This is a genomic window from Roseimaritima multifibrata, assembly GCF_007741495.1.
GTDB lineage: Bacteria > Planctomycetota > Planctomycetia > Pirellulales > Pirellulaceae > Roseimaritima > Roseimaritima multifibrata.
The window spans coordinates 2,890,227-2,905,096 of the sequence record NZ_CP036262.1; the positions used below are offsets into that span (position 1 = coordinate 2,890,227).

Here is a 14,870-nt window from a genome sequence, read left to right on the forward strand (position 1 = left end):
GGATTTTCTGAAGTTTAACGACTGGGTAGGCCGATAGACAAACAGGTGCGACGAGCCGCAGATTTGGATAGACCCAAAATCCAGGCGAAACCGGTCGCTCAACCTCCCCCCAACGTTACGTGCTGAAAGACAGGAAGTCGATCCATGCGTCTACCGAAAAATACTCGTTCAAGTTTTCTTACCATCATTGCCTCGGCTGCTCTGTTGGCGACCGGCTGCTGCGGACCATGGGCTTGTGGCCCGATGGCATGTGGCCCCGTCGGTTGCGGCGGCGGCTGCCAAAGCGGATGTGGCGAACGTTACATCGATCCGTGGATCAACGAGCCCGCCAGTTGCGGTGATTCCTGTGACCAGTGTGGGAATTACAACGGCCAGTCGTGCGGAAGTTGTCGCCCCGTTTTCGGCGGCGTTGCCAGTCTATGGGGCTATCGTTACGACGCTGGTTGTTGTGATTCGGGATGCAGTGGTGGCTGTGACGGCGGTTGTGATGCCGGTCCAAGCTGCGGAGCCGAGTGCGGCGGTGGCGATTGTGGATGCGGTGGCGGGGGCGGCGGACACTATCATGGCGAGCAAATCTACAGTGGTCATCCAACCCCCGTCGATGGATCCATTGTCGAAGGCGAAGTGATCCACGAAGGCTATCAGCCTTCGCGTACGAAACAGATTTTCCGCCAACGTGGACCTGTCGTTAATCGCTCATCGGCTCGTCACTACTAGTCAGTACCGACCACTCCTTGTTTGGGGGACGCTGGTCGAAAAGCAGTGACATTGGATCTCCCATTTAAAGCCCTGCAATTCCTGGTTGGATTTGCGGGGTTTTTTTGTTCCGGGGATATTTGTCTCCAGGATGGATTGTTTCGAACCTCAAGGGATTTTGGTGAGAGGTGCGGAAAAAGACATTCACATCGATTCAATGGTGAGGATCGGCTTTCTTGCGGCTAAAAAATCGCTGAGTCCGTCGGGCGGGAGGGGACGACTGCTTCTTAGTTGTGTTAAAACATCCCCTTTGGTTTTTGGGCTTAGCGTTCTACTACAACTACGAGAAATCGGATTATGCGTGCAGCGATCGTCGGCGTCGGCTTCATGGGCTGGATTCATTACCTGGCCTATCAAGCATCTGAGCAAGCGGAGCTTGTCGCATTTTGCAGTCGAGACGAAAAGAAGCGAGCGGGCGATTGGCGCGGGATTCAGGGAAACTTTGGGCCTCCCGCATCGCAGATCGATGTCTCCGGTTTAGCCACCTACAGCACGCTGGACGAACTGCTTCAAGACGATTCAATTGACTTGATCGATATTTGCTTGCCGCCCCATCTGCATATTGATGCTGTTGAAAAGTGTCTTGCAGCTGGCAAGAAGGTCCTTTGCGAGAAACCGCTGGCGCTAACCGGAGCCGCCGCGGCGGCCGTCGCCGCTAAGGCTCAGCCCGGTCAACTGTTGGTCGCACATATTTTGCCGTTCATGCCGGAGTTCCGGTTGATTGCAGAGGCGGTTGAGGATGGGCGATTTGGGAAGCTACTGGGTGGTTCGTTTAAGCGGATCATCGGGCCTCCTGATTGGATCCCTGATTTCTACGATCCCGAAAAGGTTGGCGGTCCGTTGATGGATCTGCATGTCCACGATGCACATTTCATTCGAATGCTATTTGGCATGCCAACCAGCGTCTTCACGCGCGGTCGCATGCGAGGTGAAACACCGCAGTATTTCGAATCGACTTTTTCAACGTCCGATCCCGATGTCGTGTTGTCGGCCTGTTGTGGAGTCATAGACCAGTCTGGCCGTGGGTTTACTCACGGCTATGAGGTGCATTTCAAGGAAGCAACCGTTCGCTTTGAATTTGCCGCCTACAGCGATGGATCGACTTCGCTGATCGCACCGGTGATCTTGCACGCCGACGGATCGATCGAGCATCCGGAGCTCGGAGACGGCGATCCGGTTAAATCCTTCGTGTTGGAACTGGATGCCGCTGCACGAGCGGTCGATCAGGGTGAGATCCATCCAGCACTTTGCAGCCAAGTGGCTGCGGATTCACTCCGGCTATGTGACGCACAATTAGAAAGCGTCCGAACCGGCAAGCCCATCGAGATTTCTTCGTAGGCGTGGATGGGAATTAGGTTCTTAACCAAACGCGGCGCAATGGCCAAAGCCCATTGCCGTCGGCTTTCTTAGCGGAACGGCGAGTGCCGTCGGGCAATCGTATTGAAAGCCCAATGGATTTGCCGGTCGGCTTGCGCCCAGTGCCATCTACTTTCTTAGCGGCCCGGCGCACGCGGCCCGGCGGCATCGAAACCGCGTGCGTTGCCAAGCGGTTACCCTGCATCGCTTATCGTTGATGTCTGGAATCCGCTGCCGTTACGGAATCATCAAAAGGTTCGGTCACGGTCTCGGTGCCGGCGCTCCAATGCATCGCCTCTTATGCATCGCCTCTTAACGACAAATCGTGCACATAAGCACGTTTGGGTCTGCGGTTTTTCGCACACTTCGACACATCGTTTCCAATCGTTTACTTCATGGTGTGGTATTCCGGCGCAGGGAGAGAAATTCGTCGCTTGGGTACGGGAACTGTAACTTGTTTGGTGCTATTCTATAGGCCTCGCGTTCCCGCTCGGATAGGAATGCTGTTCAACACTATTTAATGCCCCCAAGATCCCATGGCCACAGTGACCGCGAATGGCGCACAAGACTCTGCGCCTTCTCATCCTGACTCCACCGGTAAACTCGAGCATTTTCGATACGACGATCAGATCGTTCGAATGTTCTTGATGGCAACAATTTTCTGGGGATTGGTAGCAACCCTCGTCGGGGTTGTTGTCGCAACACTTCTGGTGGCTCCGTCCCTATCAATGGGGTTTCCGGAGATCAATTTTGCCCGGCTGAGACCGCTGCATACGAATGCCGCGATTTTCGCATTTGTGGGCAACGGGATTTTTGCGGCGGTTTATTACAGTACACAGCGACTGTGTAAAACGAGAATGTGGAGCGACATGCTGAGTGGGCTTCACTTCTGGGGCTGGCAGCTGATTATTGTCCTGGCAGCGATAACGCTCCCGCTGGGAATCACGCAAAGCCGTGAATATGCCGAATTGGAATGGCCTATCGATGTGCTGATCGCCATCGTTTGGTTGTTCATTTTTGGTGGTAACTTTTTCATGACGTTGCTAAAACGTCGCGAACGGCACATGTACGTCGCCTTGTGGTTCTATATCGCCACGATCGTTACGGTTGCCGTACTGCATGTCTTTAACAACTTGGCAGTCCCCGCTGGCTGGCTGAAAAGCTATAGCATTTATGCTGGGGTTCAGGATGCGTTCATGCAGTGGTGGTATGGGCACAACGCGGTTGCGTTCTTCCTGACCACTCCTTTCCTCGGGCTTATGTACTACTTTCTGCCAAAGGCGGCCGAACGTCCGATCTTTAGCTATCGGTTAAGTATCATCCATTTCTGGTCGTTGGTCTTCATCTACATCTGGGCTGGCCCCCATCACTTGCACTTCACCGCGTTGCCGGAATGGGCAAGCACCTTGGGGATGCTGTTCAGTATCATGCTCTGGATGCCCAGTTGGGGCGGCATGTTAAATGGTCTGCTGACCTTGCGAGGAGCCTGGCATAAGGTTGCCGTCGATCCGATTCTTAAGTTCTACGTGGTTGGTATCACGTTTTACGGGATGGCTACCTTTGAAGGTCCATTGCTTTCGGTGAAGGCAATCAATGCTTTCAGCCATTATTCTGACTGGACCATTGCCCACGTTCACGCGGGAGCGCTGGGGTGGAACGGTTTCATGCTGTTCGGAATGATTTACTGGCTGGCTCCGAGAATCTTCCAGACGAAGATCTGGAGCCCACGATTGGTTGGAACCCACTTCTGGTTGGGAACCATCGCGATTCTGCTTTACATCATTCCGATCTACGCTGCCGGTTTTGTGCAGGGGATGACTTGGTTGTCGTTGGACGACACCGGAAACCTCAGCAATCCAGAATTCATTAAGACGGTTGAATCGGTCATCCCACTATGGTGGCTGCGAGTTCTAGGCGGTCTGCTGTACTTCAGCGGCGTTGTGATGCTGGCCGTGAATGTCATGATGACTTGGATTGGACGGCCTGATAAATATGAAGACCCTGTTTTCTCGGCTCCGGCATTGTTGCCTATTTCCGATGAAGACGAAGTCCCAGCAAAGAGTGACCTGGATGACGTTCCGGTCTTAGAACTGGGTAAGAAATTAGACCTGTTTGGTAAAATGGGTTGGCATCGTCGATGGGAACGCCTGCCGGTTCGCTTTACGGTATTGACCACTCTGGCTGTGGTCATTGCAACGCTGTTTGAATTGATTCCAACGTTCTTGATTCGCTCAAACGTTCCGACCATCGCTTCGGTGAAACCTTACACGCCACTCGAGCTTGTCGGGCGAGATATTTATGTTTCCGAAGGCTGTTACAACTGCCACTCCCAAATGATTCGTCCTTTTGTGGCCGAAACCAAAAGGTATGGTGAATACAGCAAGCCGGGTGAATTCATCTATGACCATCCGTTCCAGTGGGGGAGCCGCCGTATCGGTCCCGACCTGGCGCGTGAAGGTGGTCTGCGGAGCAGCTTCTGGCACTGGACCCACTTTGAAAACCCCGCGTTTTCGACGCCAAGTTCGGTCATGCCTAGCTACGAGCACTTGCTGACCGAAGACTTGAATTTCAAAGCCATCGCTCCACATGTTGAAGTAGCCGCCTACTTGGGGGCTCCCTATAGTGAAGAGGAACTGGCGAATGTTGAATCGCTTGCCAGACGTCAAGCTGAGGAAATCACCGCCGATATTGTCCAGCAAGGTGGACCTGCTTCGGTGCATGAGAAACAGGCGATCGCCTTGATCGCTTATCTTCAGCGTTTGGGAGTCGATGCGATGAAAACCGATACCCCTGCCGCAGCGGAAGAAACGGCTCCTGCCGCCGAAGCTCCAGCGGGCGAAGAAGCCGCTGCGGATGAAACCCCTACTGAAGACGCTTCAGGCAATCCGTAATCGATTCCTTTTGGACATGGCTAAATGATTAAAGACCTTGTAGCGTCGCTTGATTATTCACTCTGTGCCGAAATCGCACTGGGGTTATTTGTAGCGACTTTTGTTGTCATTTTTTACGGAGCACTTCGCTTAAGTAGCGATGCTTCCGAACGTTTTGCTTCGATCCCACTGAGTGATCAAGTGGAGGACCCGCGTGATGAGTGAAGCTCCGAAAACCGACCATTGTTACGATGGGATTGAAGAATTCGACAATCCGTTGCCCGCGTGGTGGACCGCAATCTTTGTGCTCTCCATCTTGTTCGCTCCCCTGTACTGGGTTTATTACCAGACCGGAGTCGAAGGGCGATCGGCGATTGAGCAATACGAGCAAGCGAGTGCCGAGAATACTCGCCTGCAGTTCGCCGAGATCGGTGAATTGACACCCGATGCACCCACCATCCTGCGGTTTACCCAGCAGGACAACTGGCTAAGCGTTGGTAAGTCCGTCTTTAAGAGCCACTGCGTCTCCTGCCACGGTGCCGATGGACAGGGGCAAGTTGGTCCCAATCTGACGGACGAACATTTCAAGAACATCAACCAGATTCAAGATATTGCGACTGTCGTTGCCAATGGGGCAGGAAACGGTGCGATGCCTAAATGGTCCGATCGATTGAACGTCAATGAGATCGTGTTGGTTTCCGCTTACGTGGCAACACTACGCGGTAAGAATATCGAAGGTGGACGTGTTCCTGAGGGCAGGGAAATCGCTCCTTGGCCGGAACCGCCTGCCGAAGAAGAAGCGGTTGAACCAGAGGCCGAAACTGCCGAACCCGAAGAAACAAAGGCTTAGCTCGCGATGGAATCGCCGACGCTTCCAGTACTCAGTACGATGCAACAAGATGGCAGTCGTCGTTGGTTGCTCCCTCGGCTTTCGACGGGAAAGTGGTGGCATCGTCGTCGGTTGGTTGCCTACTCCCTGATGGTGCTGTTTGTGGTGGTTCCGCATTTGCGAATCGCTGGCAAACCGATCCTGCTGTTGGATATCGCGGAACTGGAATTCACGATTCTGGGGAAGACTTTCTTGCCCACCGATACGATGCTGTTGGCATTGTTGATCCTCAGTTTTTTGCTGTCGATCGTCTTGATAACCGCGTTGGCCGGGCGTCTTTGGTGCGGGTGGGCGTGTCCTCAAACGGTCTACATGGAGTATCTGTTTCGCCCCTTGGATCGTCTTTTTGACGGTACCACGGGCAAGGGAGGAACGCCCCGCAAAGGTCGTTCTGCAGGCTGGAAGATTGCTCGCCTGGTGACGTACGTGCTGCTCTGTATGTTTCTAGCACATACGTTCTTAGCCTATTTTGTCAGCCCAAAAATCCTGTTGTCGTGGATTCAGAGTTCGCCAGCGGAACATCCGATCGCATTTCTGGTCATGGGGGGAACCACTGGCTTGATGCTGTTTGATTTTCTCTATTTTCGCGAGCAGATGTGCACGTTGGCCTGCCCGTATGGACGTTTTCAATCGGTCATGCTGGATGAGCAGTCGCTGATCGTTGGCTATGACCATGTCCGAGGCGAACCGCGTAAGAAAGGTAAACATCGCGAAGGGGAAGCGGTTGGCGATTGCGTTGATTGCAATCAGTGTGTGGTCGTCTGTCCAACCGGTATCGATATTCGTGAAGGTTTGCAGATGGAGTGCATTAACTGCACCCAGTGCATCGATGCGTGCGATCATGTGATGGATAGCGTCGGTACGCCTCGGGGGTTGATCCGTTACAGTTCGCAGGATGCGATCGCGGGGAAGAAGAATCGCCTGCTGCGTCCACGGACGATAATCTACAGTATGATCCTGGCGGTTGTTTTCGGAGGGCTAGCGTTTGCGTTGGCGACCCACGCGAACTTCGATGCTCAATTATCTCGAGGTCGTGGTGAGCCCTATTCGGTTGTGCGGATCGGGCAAGTCACCAATCGCTTTTTTCTGGAGCTCACCAATCGCTCGGCTCAGACCCAAACGTTTACTGTAACGGTCGTATCGCCCGAGAAGGCGAAATTGCAGATTCTGGATCCCGAGCGGCTGACTGTGCCTGCTGGCGAACAGACTTCGATCCCGGTCAACGTCGACTTCCCGGCATCCTTGACCCGAGACAAAGGGAACGCGCCAGTCGAGCTAGAGGTCGCCACCGAAAACGAAGCCGGGCAATCGATCCGGTTTCATCTGTTAGGCCCACGCTAAGGCAGCGATCGGTGGCAGCTTTTTCCAAAGCCGCCATCGTCCCGTCCGGCGTGTGCGCGTGCTATCTCTTAGCGGAACGGCGCGAGCCGTCCGGCAAGTGCGCGCATCGACAATGCACCTGCCGGACGGCTCGCGCCGTACCGCTAAGAAAATTTGGCAACCTAGTCAGCACTGAACGCAAGCCGCCCAGCAAGTGCGAGCATCGACAATACACCTGCCGGACGGCTCGCGCCGTACCGCTAAGAAAATTTGGCAACCCAGTCAGCACTGAACACAAGTCGCCCAGCAAGTGCGAGCATCGACAATGCATCTGCCGGACGGCTCGCGCCGTTCCGCTAAGAAAATTTGGCAATCTAGTCAGCACTGAAAACAAGTCGCCCGGCAAATGCGCGCTTCGACAATGCATCTGCCGGACGGCTCGCGCCGTTCCGCTAAGAAAACTTGGCAATCTAGTCAGCACTGAACACAAGTCGCCCGGCAAGTGCGCGCTTTGACAATGCATCTGCCGGACGGCTCGCGCCGTTCCGCTAAGAAAACTTGGCAACCCAGTCAGCACTGAGCGCAAGCCGCCCGGCAAGAACTCCCAACTCCCACCTCCCAACTCCCACCTCCCACCTCCCAACTCCCACCTCCCACCTCCCAACTCCCACCTCCCACCTCCCAACTCCCAACTCCCAACTCCCAACTCCCAACTCCCAACTCCCAACTCCCACCTCCCACCTCCCACCTCCCACCTCCCACCTGTTCAAAAGGCCAACTGCCGTCGACACCGCGCGGCAATTTCTGTATAGCCAGAGAGTCGGTGAATCCCACCACTCCCCCCGCCCTGCACGGAGGCTTTGCTATGAAGGCCATCCCAATGATCTCACATGCCCGTCTCTTCTGTATTCGTTTCGGTTGCGTAGGGCTCGCGATCCTGTTGATTGGTTTCAGTGGTTGCAGCTCGGAGAAAAAAACGGTTGCTTCGGCTGAGAGAACCGAGCAACCGTCTGCGGAGCAAGAGCCTCAAGCGGCGGAGGCCGTTCAGGTACAGCCGAAATCGATGCAAAACGCCAGCGATACTTGGCCTGATATCGAACCTCCACAGGCGATCAAAATGCGTCGCCCCGATGAGGCTCCAGCGGGTTCCGGTTTCCCAAAACCGATGATGGCTCCTGCGGAAATTCAGTCAATGGCTCCGCAGGCTTCGCAAGCTCAGTCGTCGCGTGCACGAGCATTAGCACCTCAGGCGTTCTCGATGGAGTCCGCTGAAATGGCTGCACCGCCTAAGGCCGCGGCTATCCAGAACCCACCGGTCGCGATGCAGGAAACGCTTGAACCGCCCATGGCTTCGATGCCTGCGGGTAGCGAGGCGGGGAACGGATTTGCAACCGTGCAGGTCTTTTATGCGACCGACCGTCAGTTAGCCGATTTTTCCTTAGCTGACATCGACGTGAAGGGGAAGAAACAATGGCTGTTAACGTCGGCTGTAGGTGGTTTGGTTTTTGTTGTCCTGGCGTTGGTAGCCTGGACGACAGGGCGTTCCAAGGTTGCGGTGATGACCGTCGGAGTTGGAGGTGTCGCGTTTGCTTTGGCAGCTTTTTTGGTCTTCAGCGGGGAAGCCAATATCGAAAAACATGGTGTGACCTACTCGGGGGAACGGGGGAAATTAGTGCAGGGGGTTTGCGAGGTCACGGTCCCCAATTCCCATGAGCGGGGAATGGTCGAGCGTCCCAGCTTGTTACGCTTTGAATTCACTGAAAATCAGCAAGAGCATCTGGTTTTGACCAGTGCCGTTGAGCTGAGTGAAGGTGACTTTCAACAACGACTTAGTCAAACCGTTCAGCAGTCTCCTCAGAAAGACTTGCTGGTATTCATCCACGGTTTTAATGTCGATTTCCAGTCAGCCGTTCGTCGGACCGCGCAGATCGCCGTGGATCTTCCCTTTGAAGGCGTTCCGGTTTGCTACAGTTGGCCAAGCCAGGGAACGTTGTGGGGATACCCCGTTGATGAAAACAATGTTGAGTGGTCCGTTGTCCATCTGAAACAATTTTTGCAGGACCTGGCACAAAAAAGCGGAGCCGATTCGATCAACGTGGTGGCTCATAGCATGGGCAACCGAGCCATGACGGCTGCCATGCAACAGATTCGTTTTGAACTTGGCCCCAACGATCCAGCACCTTTTGATCGGGTGGTGTTGGCCGCGCCCGATGTCGACGCTGACCGCTTCCGTCGTGACTTTGCGCCAGTGCTTTTGGATGTCGCCGAACAGGTCACCCTTTACGCTTCATCAGACGACCAAGCGCTAGTCGCCTCCAAACAGGTGCACGGGTATCCGCGTGCCGGCGAGAGCGGCACAGAGATTGTTGTGGTTCCAGGAGTCGAAACGATCGACGTGAGTGGGATCGATCTAAGCTTGCTCGGACATAGTTACTACGGCGACAGTGAATCGATCCTAAGGGACCTCTATCAGATCGTCCGCGATGGTTTGCCAGCCAGTCAGCGAACGGCTTTGGTCGCAAGGCAATTGGGAGCAAACACGTATTGGGAATTAGCCCATCGCCCAATCTCCACCGTGCCACCTCCAACGCCTGCACGTCGCTAACCGCCGGTGGTGAGTGCTTGCGGGGCATCAAGCCTAAGTGGGCGAAATTCGGATTCTAAATGGACTCGGATTATTTCCGCTCCGTTTGGTCTGGAATCCGTTGTCTCGACGCTTCAAGCCCGCAGGCTGCCTGAATCGCAATCCGCTGCGTAGCGGTTTGTTGGTTTCGTTGGAAGCGAAGAGAGAATTTCCTTGCTTATTCTTTTCACGTCCCCCGCGAAAGAACTCGCTATCTAGCTATTTTCGCCGATTCAACGGCGACAAAATCTTTGCCGGAGCGAAAACCTTGAATCTGGGCGTTCTATGGTTCCCGCGAATCGGCACTGCGTCCGTCGGCTATCGATTTCTTCAGCAGTTCCGCCAGTTCCATTGCAATTTCCACACGAGCTGCCGCCAGGTTCTCTCGCTCACCTGGATCCATATCTAAATTGAAAAGCTGTCCTTCGGCTTCCGGCGCCGTGTCCGGTAATTCGTATTCTCGCAGCATCGGATGATTGTCATATCGGTTTCCTCCCGATCCCTTGTGTGCAAGGTATTTCCATGGGCCGCGGCGAATGGCCAAATACCTAGAACCTCCGAATCCTTGCTGGAGCAGGTAGGGGCGAATGGGGCCGTCCTGTCGTTGCTGAAGCAGGGTCGGCATCAGACTAAAGCTGTCTTCCCCAGCATCGTTAGGCAAGCGTGATCCCGTCGCTTCCGCGATCGTTGCCATCACGTCGGTAAGAGACGTCAATTCATCGGTCTTCGTGCCGGCGGCGACCTTTGAGGGCCACCGGACGATCAGCGGGACGCGGTGTCCGCCTTCCCAGTTGTCGCGTTTAACACCACGCCACGGACGAGCTCCATCGTGCTGGTGGTCGTGCCGCATGTGGTAGATGGTCGGGACTTCCGGCCCGTTGTCGCTGGTAAACAAGACGAGCGTGTTATCAGCAATCTCCAGACGATCCAGTGTCTTCATCAGTTCACCGACCACGTAGTCCAGTTCAAAAATAAAATCACCATGCGGGCCCGATTCCGTTTTCCCTTTGAATTGGTTCCCGGGGAAAGAAGGAAGATGAACCGCTTGCGTTGAATGCAGCAGGAAAAAAGGTTTGTCGGGACTCTCTTTGACGTGCTTTTGTAGAAACTGTTGGCTCTTGTCCAGAAACAGCATGTCCACTTCTTCCAAATCGAAATCGGGTGCCACCATCCCGGGGCGGTTGTCTTTGGAATACGGATGTGAAGGGAGCGTCGATTTATCGAGTTTTTTGACCGGCGGGACAGGAATGCGTTTGTTTTCGATGTAGGCGTAAAGCCAGTCCGTGGTTGGACAACATGCGGTTCCAAAAAATTGATCGAATCCACAATCGATTGGGCCTCCCTGAATTTCCCGAGAGTAATCGATACGCTCGACGCCCTTGGGGCTGCCGTCGTGAATCGGATTTCCGGCTTCGTCATAGAATGTCAGTCCAATGTGCCACTTTCCGATGCAGGCGGTGGTGTACCCGACATCACGAAGCATTTTCGGTAGCGTCAGGCGGTCCGGAGCGATCAAGGAAGGACCTCCCGCGCCGGAAAAGACACGTCCGCCATTGGGCACACGAAACGCCATTTGACCGGTCATCACACTGTAACGGGTGGGGGTGCAAACCGTGCACGGACTGTGCGCATCGGTAAACCGCATCCCTTCCGAAGCCAGCCGGTCAATGTAGGGAGTTGGTATTTTGGAATCGGGGTTGTAGCATCCAACGTCTCCGTAACCCAAATCATCCGCCAAGATGATCAGGATATTAGGGGCCGACGTTTGTTTCGCGATGGCCGCATTCTGCCCTGCGATCAGCAATGAAACGACCGCAACCACGATGGTCTGCTTGGTTGAAATTGAAATTTTCATCAGTTGGCTAGACCCGTTGGATTTCGATCTGTCAAAGAAAAGAGCTCGCGGTTTGCGGCTGGCAACAAACCTAGTTTTTATATTCCTTCTCGCGATCCGTACCCCGTTTTTGGACTTCTTCGCGAATCTTCTGTTTGCTTTCCATCAGCCCAGCAGGCCATTCAAAACGGGGAGCGGTCGAAGGATCGTAGCCAGCAAGATGTTTGGATAAGCGGTTGATCGGTTTCGTGTACACCAATTCGGTTTTGCCAAAAACCTCTTCGCAGAGAGAAGCTAATCCGGGATCGTATTCAATCAGTTCCGCTCGAGTGTCGACATGATTGTGGTCATGGTCGGGCTGGCGATTGTTGTTGAACCAAGACTGCACCCCCTCGGCAAAGTACTCGGCATGGTTCGTCGATGCATATTTGCTTTTCCATAACCCCTGTTCCATCGCTCGGTCGTAAGCCAGTTTCAAACGATCATCAAACGTCGGATCAAAGTTCACCATCCCGCGTAAATGGATATTGTGGGCAAATTCGTGGATTAAAATGTTCTCGGTAGAGTACGGGTCGCCGGGAAACGCAAGCAGGTTTTCTTCCCCACAAGAGCAGACCGGTTCGGTGCGCGAACCGCCCAGGCCACGAGCTCTCGCGTTCCAGTAGTCTTTAGGCGTGAGGTTGGAATGTTCCGGAATGTCCGTAGTGAATTCCTGATAGCTCATTACGATTAATCGCGACCCATTGGCGACCATCACTTTTCGCAGATCGGGACGCTCGGCCAGCATCATATCGATCAAGTAGGCGGCCTCTTTTAGTGCGTAATCATTGACCTTTGCAGAGCTGACAATGGGGTATCCACTGGCGCTGACGTACTTGGCGTAAAAGGGGCCGACTTTTAAATCAGAAGGGGGAGCCGTCACCTGGTAGCTCGCGATGTGCTCACGCTCGCTTTCAGCAGGATCTGCTGGCTTGTCGGCGACAGCCGCTGAGGCAATCAGAAGGGTGGCGGCTAGAAGAAGCCCCGGACGTTCAAGCTGTAACATTTGAAAACACTTGATCGAAGGAATGAAACGCGACCGAAAATCGGCGTGATATCCATCATGCTGTCGATTGTTCCAATTGTAACCTATCGATTGCAAGCGACGTGGTCCGGCGCTGCATCGCATTGGCATTGATCCAAAGCGAAGCGTATGACGGGATCGATGCCATGGTGCCACGAACCCAGTCGGGCTGTCGTTTGGATGATTGTCGCCTTTCGATCCGCGAGAGTAGCTTTGAAGGAGTGTTCTTTCGCGGAACGAAAGGCGACAATCTTTTTCCGCTTTCACTTCAATCGACAGGCCGCTGCGTCTTCGGTCGTAGTCCCCTGTTTTCTTCGCCAGACCTTAACCTGTTGGTTCCCCAAACCAGCGATCGTTCGGTTACATTCTTGTCAGCATAGGATCCCAGTCATCTCGGAATGTCGACATTTGCATCGCTCGTCGAATTGCCCTCCCGGAGTCGTTATGAATGAAAGAGTTGATACATCGCTTGCGGATTCGCTTGCAAATGTTCGCACAGGGAAGTTAAAAGTGGACGTTCTGTTTGCGTATATGGAACGCAATGGCAATAGCTTTTATGACGAATCCGTAACGGAACTGGAGCACGGCCTGCAGGCCGCTTTTTTGGCGAAAGCGAATCAAGCGACCGACATGCAGGTAACCGCGGCACTGTTGCATGACATCGGTCACTTCGTCATGAATGAGGAAGCTGGGCAGGGCAATTTCTCGCAAGAGGATTGGTGTCACGAGACCGTCGGGGCGGAGTTGCTGGAACTCTATTTTCCCGACGTCATCATTGAATCGATTCGCCAGCATGTCCCCGCGAAACGCTATCTGTGTGCCATCGATTCCCATTATCACGAGGGACTGTCGCCCGCGTCGCAGAATAGTTTGAACCTGCAAGGGGGTAAATTTTCGCCTGCTGAGGTGTTGGAATTTGAGCAAAATCCACATCTTGAAACCATCCTCTTGGTTCGGCGGTGGGATGACGGTGCAAAAACCGAAGGCTTAAAGGTGCCAGGATTGGAATCTTATCGCGACGCGGTGGAAAGTTGCCTGCTTGCCGGCCATGGATAGTGTTAGGTTGGTAGGCAATCGTTAAATTCAATGCGGTGATGATGATTGCGGTGACGACCGATGATTTTAAAAAAGGATAGTCGAATGGCATATGAAGCGTGGGTGGCGGATGAAGTCGGCGGTACTTTCACCAAACGCTCTCCTGAGCGAGGGGAACTTGGGCCTGAAGAGGTAGAGATCGCCGTGGAGCACTGTGGTATTTGTCATTCCGATTTATCGATGTGGAAGAACGAGTGGGGGATGTCCGAATTTCCCACAGTACTCGGGCATGAAGTTGTGGGGCGGGTGACCGCTTTGGGAGCCCACGCAAAAGGATTAACCGTCGGCCAGCGAGTTGGGGTCGGTTGGAATTGTGATAGCTGCATGCACTGCCGGCAGTGTATTTCGGGAGAGCAACATTTGTGCAGTCAGGCACAGCCGACGATCGCCGGTCATTTCGGCGGGTTCGCAAATTCGGTTCGGGCGCATTGGGCGTGGGCGATACCATTGCCCGAATCGCTCAATGTTGCGGATGCGGGGCCCTTGCTCTGTGGCGGGATCACCGTTTTTAATCCGCTGGCAACCTTTGCCACGCCGCAAAGCCGAGTCGGTGTGATCGGTATCGGTGGGTTAGGGCATATGGCGATAAAATTCGCCGCCGCCTACGGATGTGACGTCACCGCGTTTACTTCTAGCGAAAGTAAATTCGAAGAAGCTCGCGGTTTTGGAGCAAACCACGTCGTATCGAGTCGAGATTCAGAAGCGATCCAGAAACTTGAAAAATCGTTCGATCTTTTGATCGTGACGGTCAATGTTCAGCTCGACTGGGATTCCTTCATCGCGTCTTTGGCCGCCAACGGCCGGATGCACATGGTGGGCGCCGTTTTAGAACCAATCCCGGTTAATGTCTTTCCGCTGCTTGTTCGGCAAGCTAGTGTCGGAGCTTCGCCAACGGGCTCTCCGGTCGGAATGGCGGACATGCTTTCGTTCGCCGCGCGGCACAACGTTTCGCCCAAAACCGAACATTTCCCGATGAGCCAAATCAATGAAGCCTTCGCCCACGTCGAAGCTGGCAAAGCCCGCTACCGCGTCATCTTAGATCCCGACTTCTAACGCATTTTCGT

The 14,870-nt window shown here is 54.1% G+C and carries 11 protein-coding genes; 9 read left to right on the forward strand and 2 right to left on the reverse strand.

Annotated features, from left to right (window positions below):
- The first annotated feature begins 144 nt into the window (after window positions 1-144).
- The 7 genes from FF011L_RS26810 to FF011L_RS10570 all read left to right on the forward strand — a co-directional run bounded on the left by FF011L_RS26810 (window position 145) and on the right by FF011L_RS10570 (window position 9,796).
- The gene (locus FF011L_RS26810; RefSeq protein ID WP_246109853.1) at window positions 145-717 is read left to right on the forward strand and encodes a hypothetical protein; all 573 of its coding nucleotides are present in this window, start codon (window positions 145-147) and stop codon (window positions 715-717) included.
- Between the two features lie 336 nt (window positions 718-1,053).
- The gene (locus FF011L_RS10545; RefSeq protein WP_145351640.1) at window positions 1,054-2,094 is read left to right on the forward strand and encodes a Gfo/Idh/MocA family protein; all 1,041 of its coding nucleotides are present in this window, start codon (window positions 1,054-1,056) and stop codon (window positions 2,092-2,094) included.
- Window positions 2,095-2,648: 554 nt separating this feature from the next.
- A complete protein-coding gene (gene ccoN / locus FF011L_RS10550) occupies window positions 2,649-5,003 on the forward strand; it encodes a cytochrome-c oxidase, cbb3-type subunit I (protein ID WP_145351641.1) in 2,355 nt (784 codons plus the stop codon).
- 24 nt (window positions 5,004-5,027) lie between these two features.
- Entirely contained in the window at window positions 5,028-5,207 is a 180-nt protein-coding gene (locus tag FF011L_RS10555; protein ID WP_145351642.1) for a hypothetical protein, read from the forward strand.
- Window positions 5,200-5,832, forward strand: coding sequence for a cbb3-type cytochrome c oxidase N-terminal domain-containing protein (locus tag FF011L_RS10560; protein WP_145351643.1), 633 nt, complete (start codon window positions 5,200-5,202; stop codon window positions 5,830-5,832). Before FF011L_RS10555 ends, FF011L_RS10560 begins: the two co-directional genes overlap by 8 nt.
- A gap of 6 nt (window positions 5,833-5,838) precedes the next feature.
- On the forward strand, window positions 5,839-7,212 hold the full coding sequence (ccoG, locus tag FF011L_RS10565) for a cytochrome c oxidase accessory protein CcoG (protein ID WP_145351644.1): 1,374 nt from the start codon (window positions 5,839-5,841) through the stop codon (window positions 7,210-7,212).
- Window positions 7,213-8,056: 844 nt separating this feature from the next.
- On the forward strand, window positions 8,057-9,796 hold the full coding sequence (locus FF011L_RS10570) for an alpha/beta hydrolase (protein WP_145351645.1): 1,740 nt from the start codon (window positions 8,057-8,059) through the stop codon (window positions 9,794-9,796).
- 301 nt (window positions 9,797-10,097) lie between these two features.
- On the opposite strand, the gene FF011L_RS10575 is transcribed toward FF011L_RS10570, so the two are convergent.
- Both FF011L_RS10575 and FF011L_RS10580 read right to left on the reverse strand, forming a co-directional pair.
- Window positions 10,098-11,669, reverse strand: coding sequence for a sulfatase family protein (locus tag FF011L_RS10575; protein WP_145351646.1), 1,572 nt, complete (start codon window positions 11,667-11,669; stop codon window positions 10,098-10,100).
- Between the two features lie 70 nt (window positions 11,670-11,739).
- Window positions 11,740-12,693, reverse strand: a complete 954-nt coding sequence (locus FF011L_RS10580; RefSeq protein WP_218933122.1) for a zinc-dependent peptidase — start codon at window positions 12,691-12,693, stop codon at window positions 11,740-11,742.
- Between the two features lie 462 nt (window positions 12,694-13,155).
- Here FF011L_RS10580 and FF011L_RS10585 point away from each other — a divergent pair, with 462 nt between their 5' ends.
- Together FF011L_RS10585 and ahr are read left to right on the forward strand one after the other, a co-directional pair.
- Entirely contained in the window at window positions 13,156-13,767 is a 612-nt protein-coding gene (locus tag FF011L_RS10585) for a hydroxymethylphosphonate dioxygenase (RefSeq protein ID WP_145351647.1), read from the forward strand.
- An 84-nt stretch (window positions 13,768-13,851) separates the two neighbouring features.
- A complete protein-coding gene (gene ahr, locus FF011L_RS10590; RefSeq protein ID WP_145351648.1) occupies window positions 13,852-14,859 on the forward strand; it encodes an NADPH-dependent aldehyde reductase Ahr in 1,008 nt (335 codons plus the stop codon).
- Window positions 14,860-14,870: the final 11 nt, after the last annotated feature.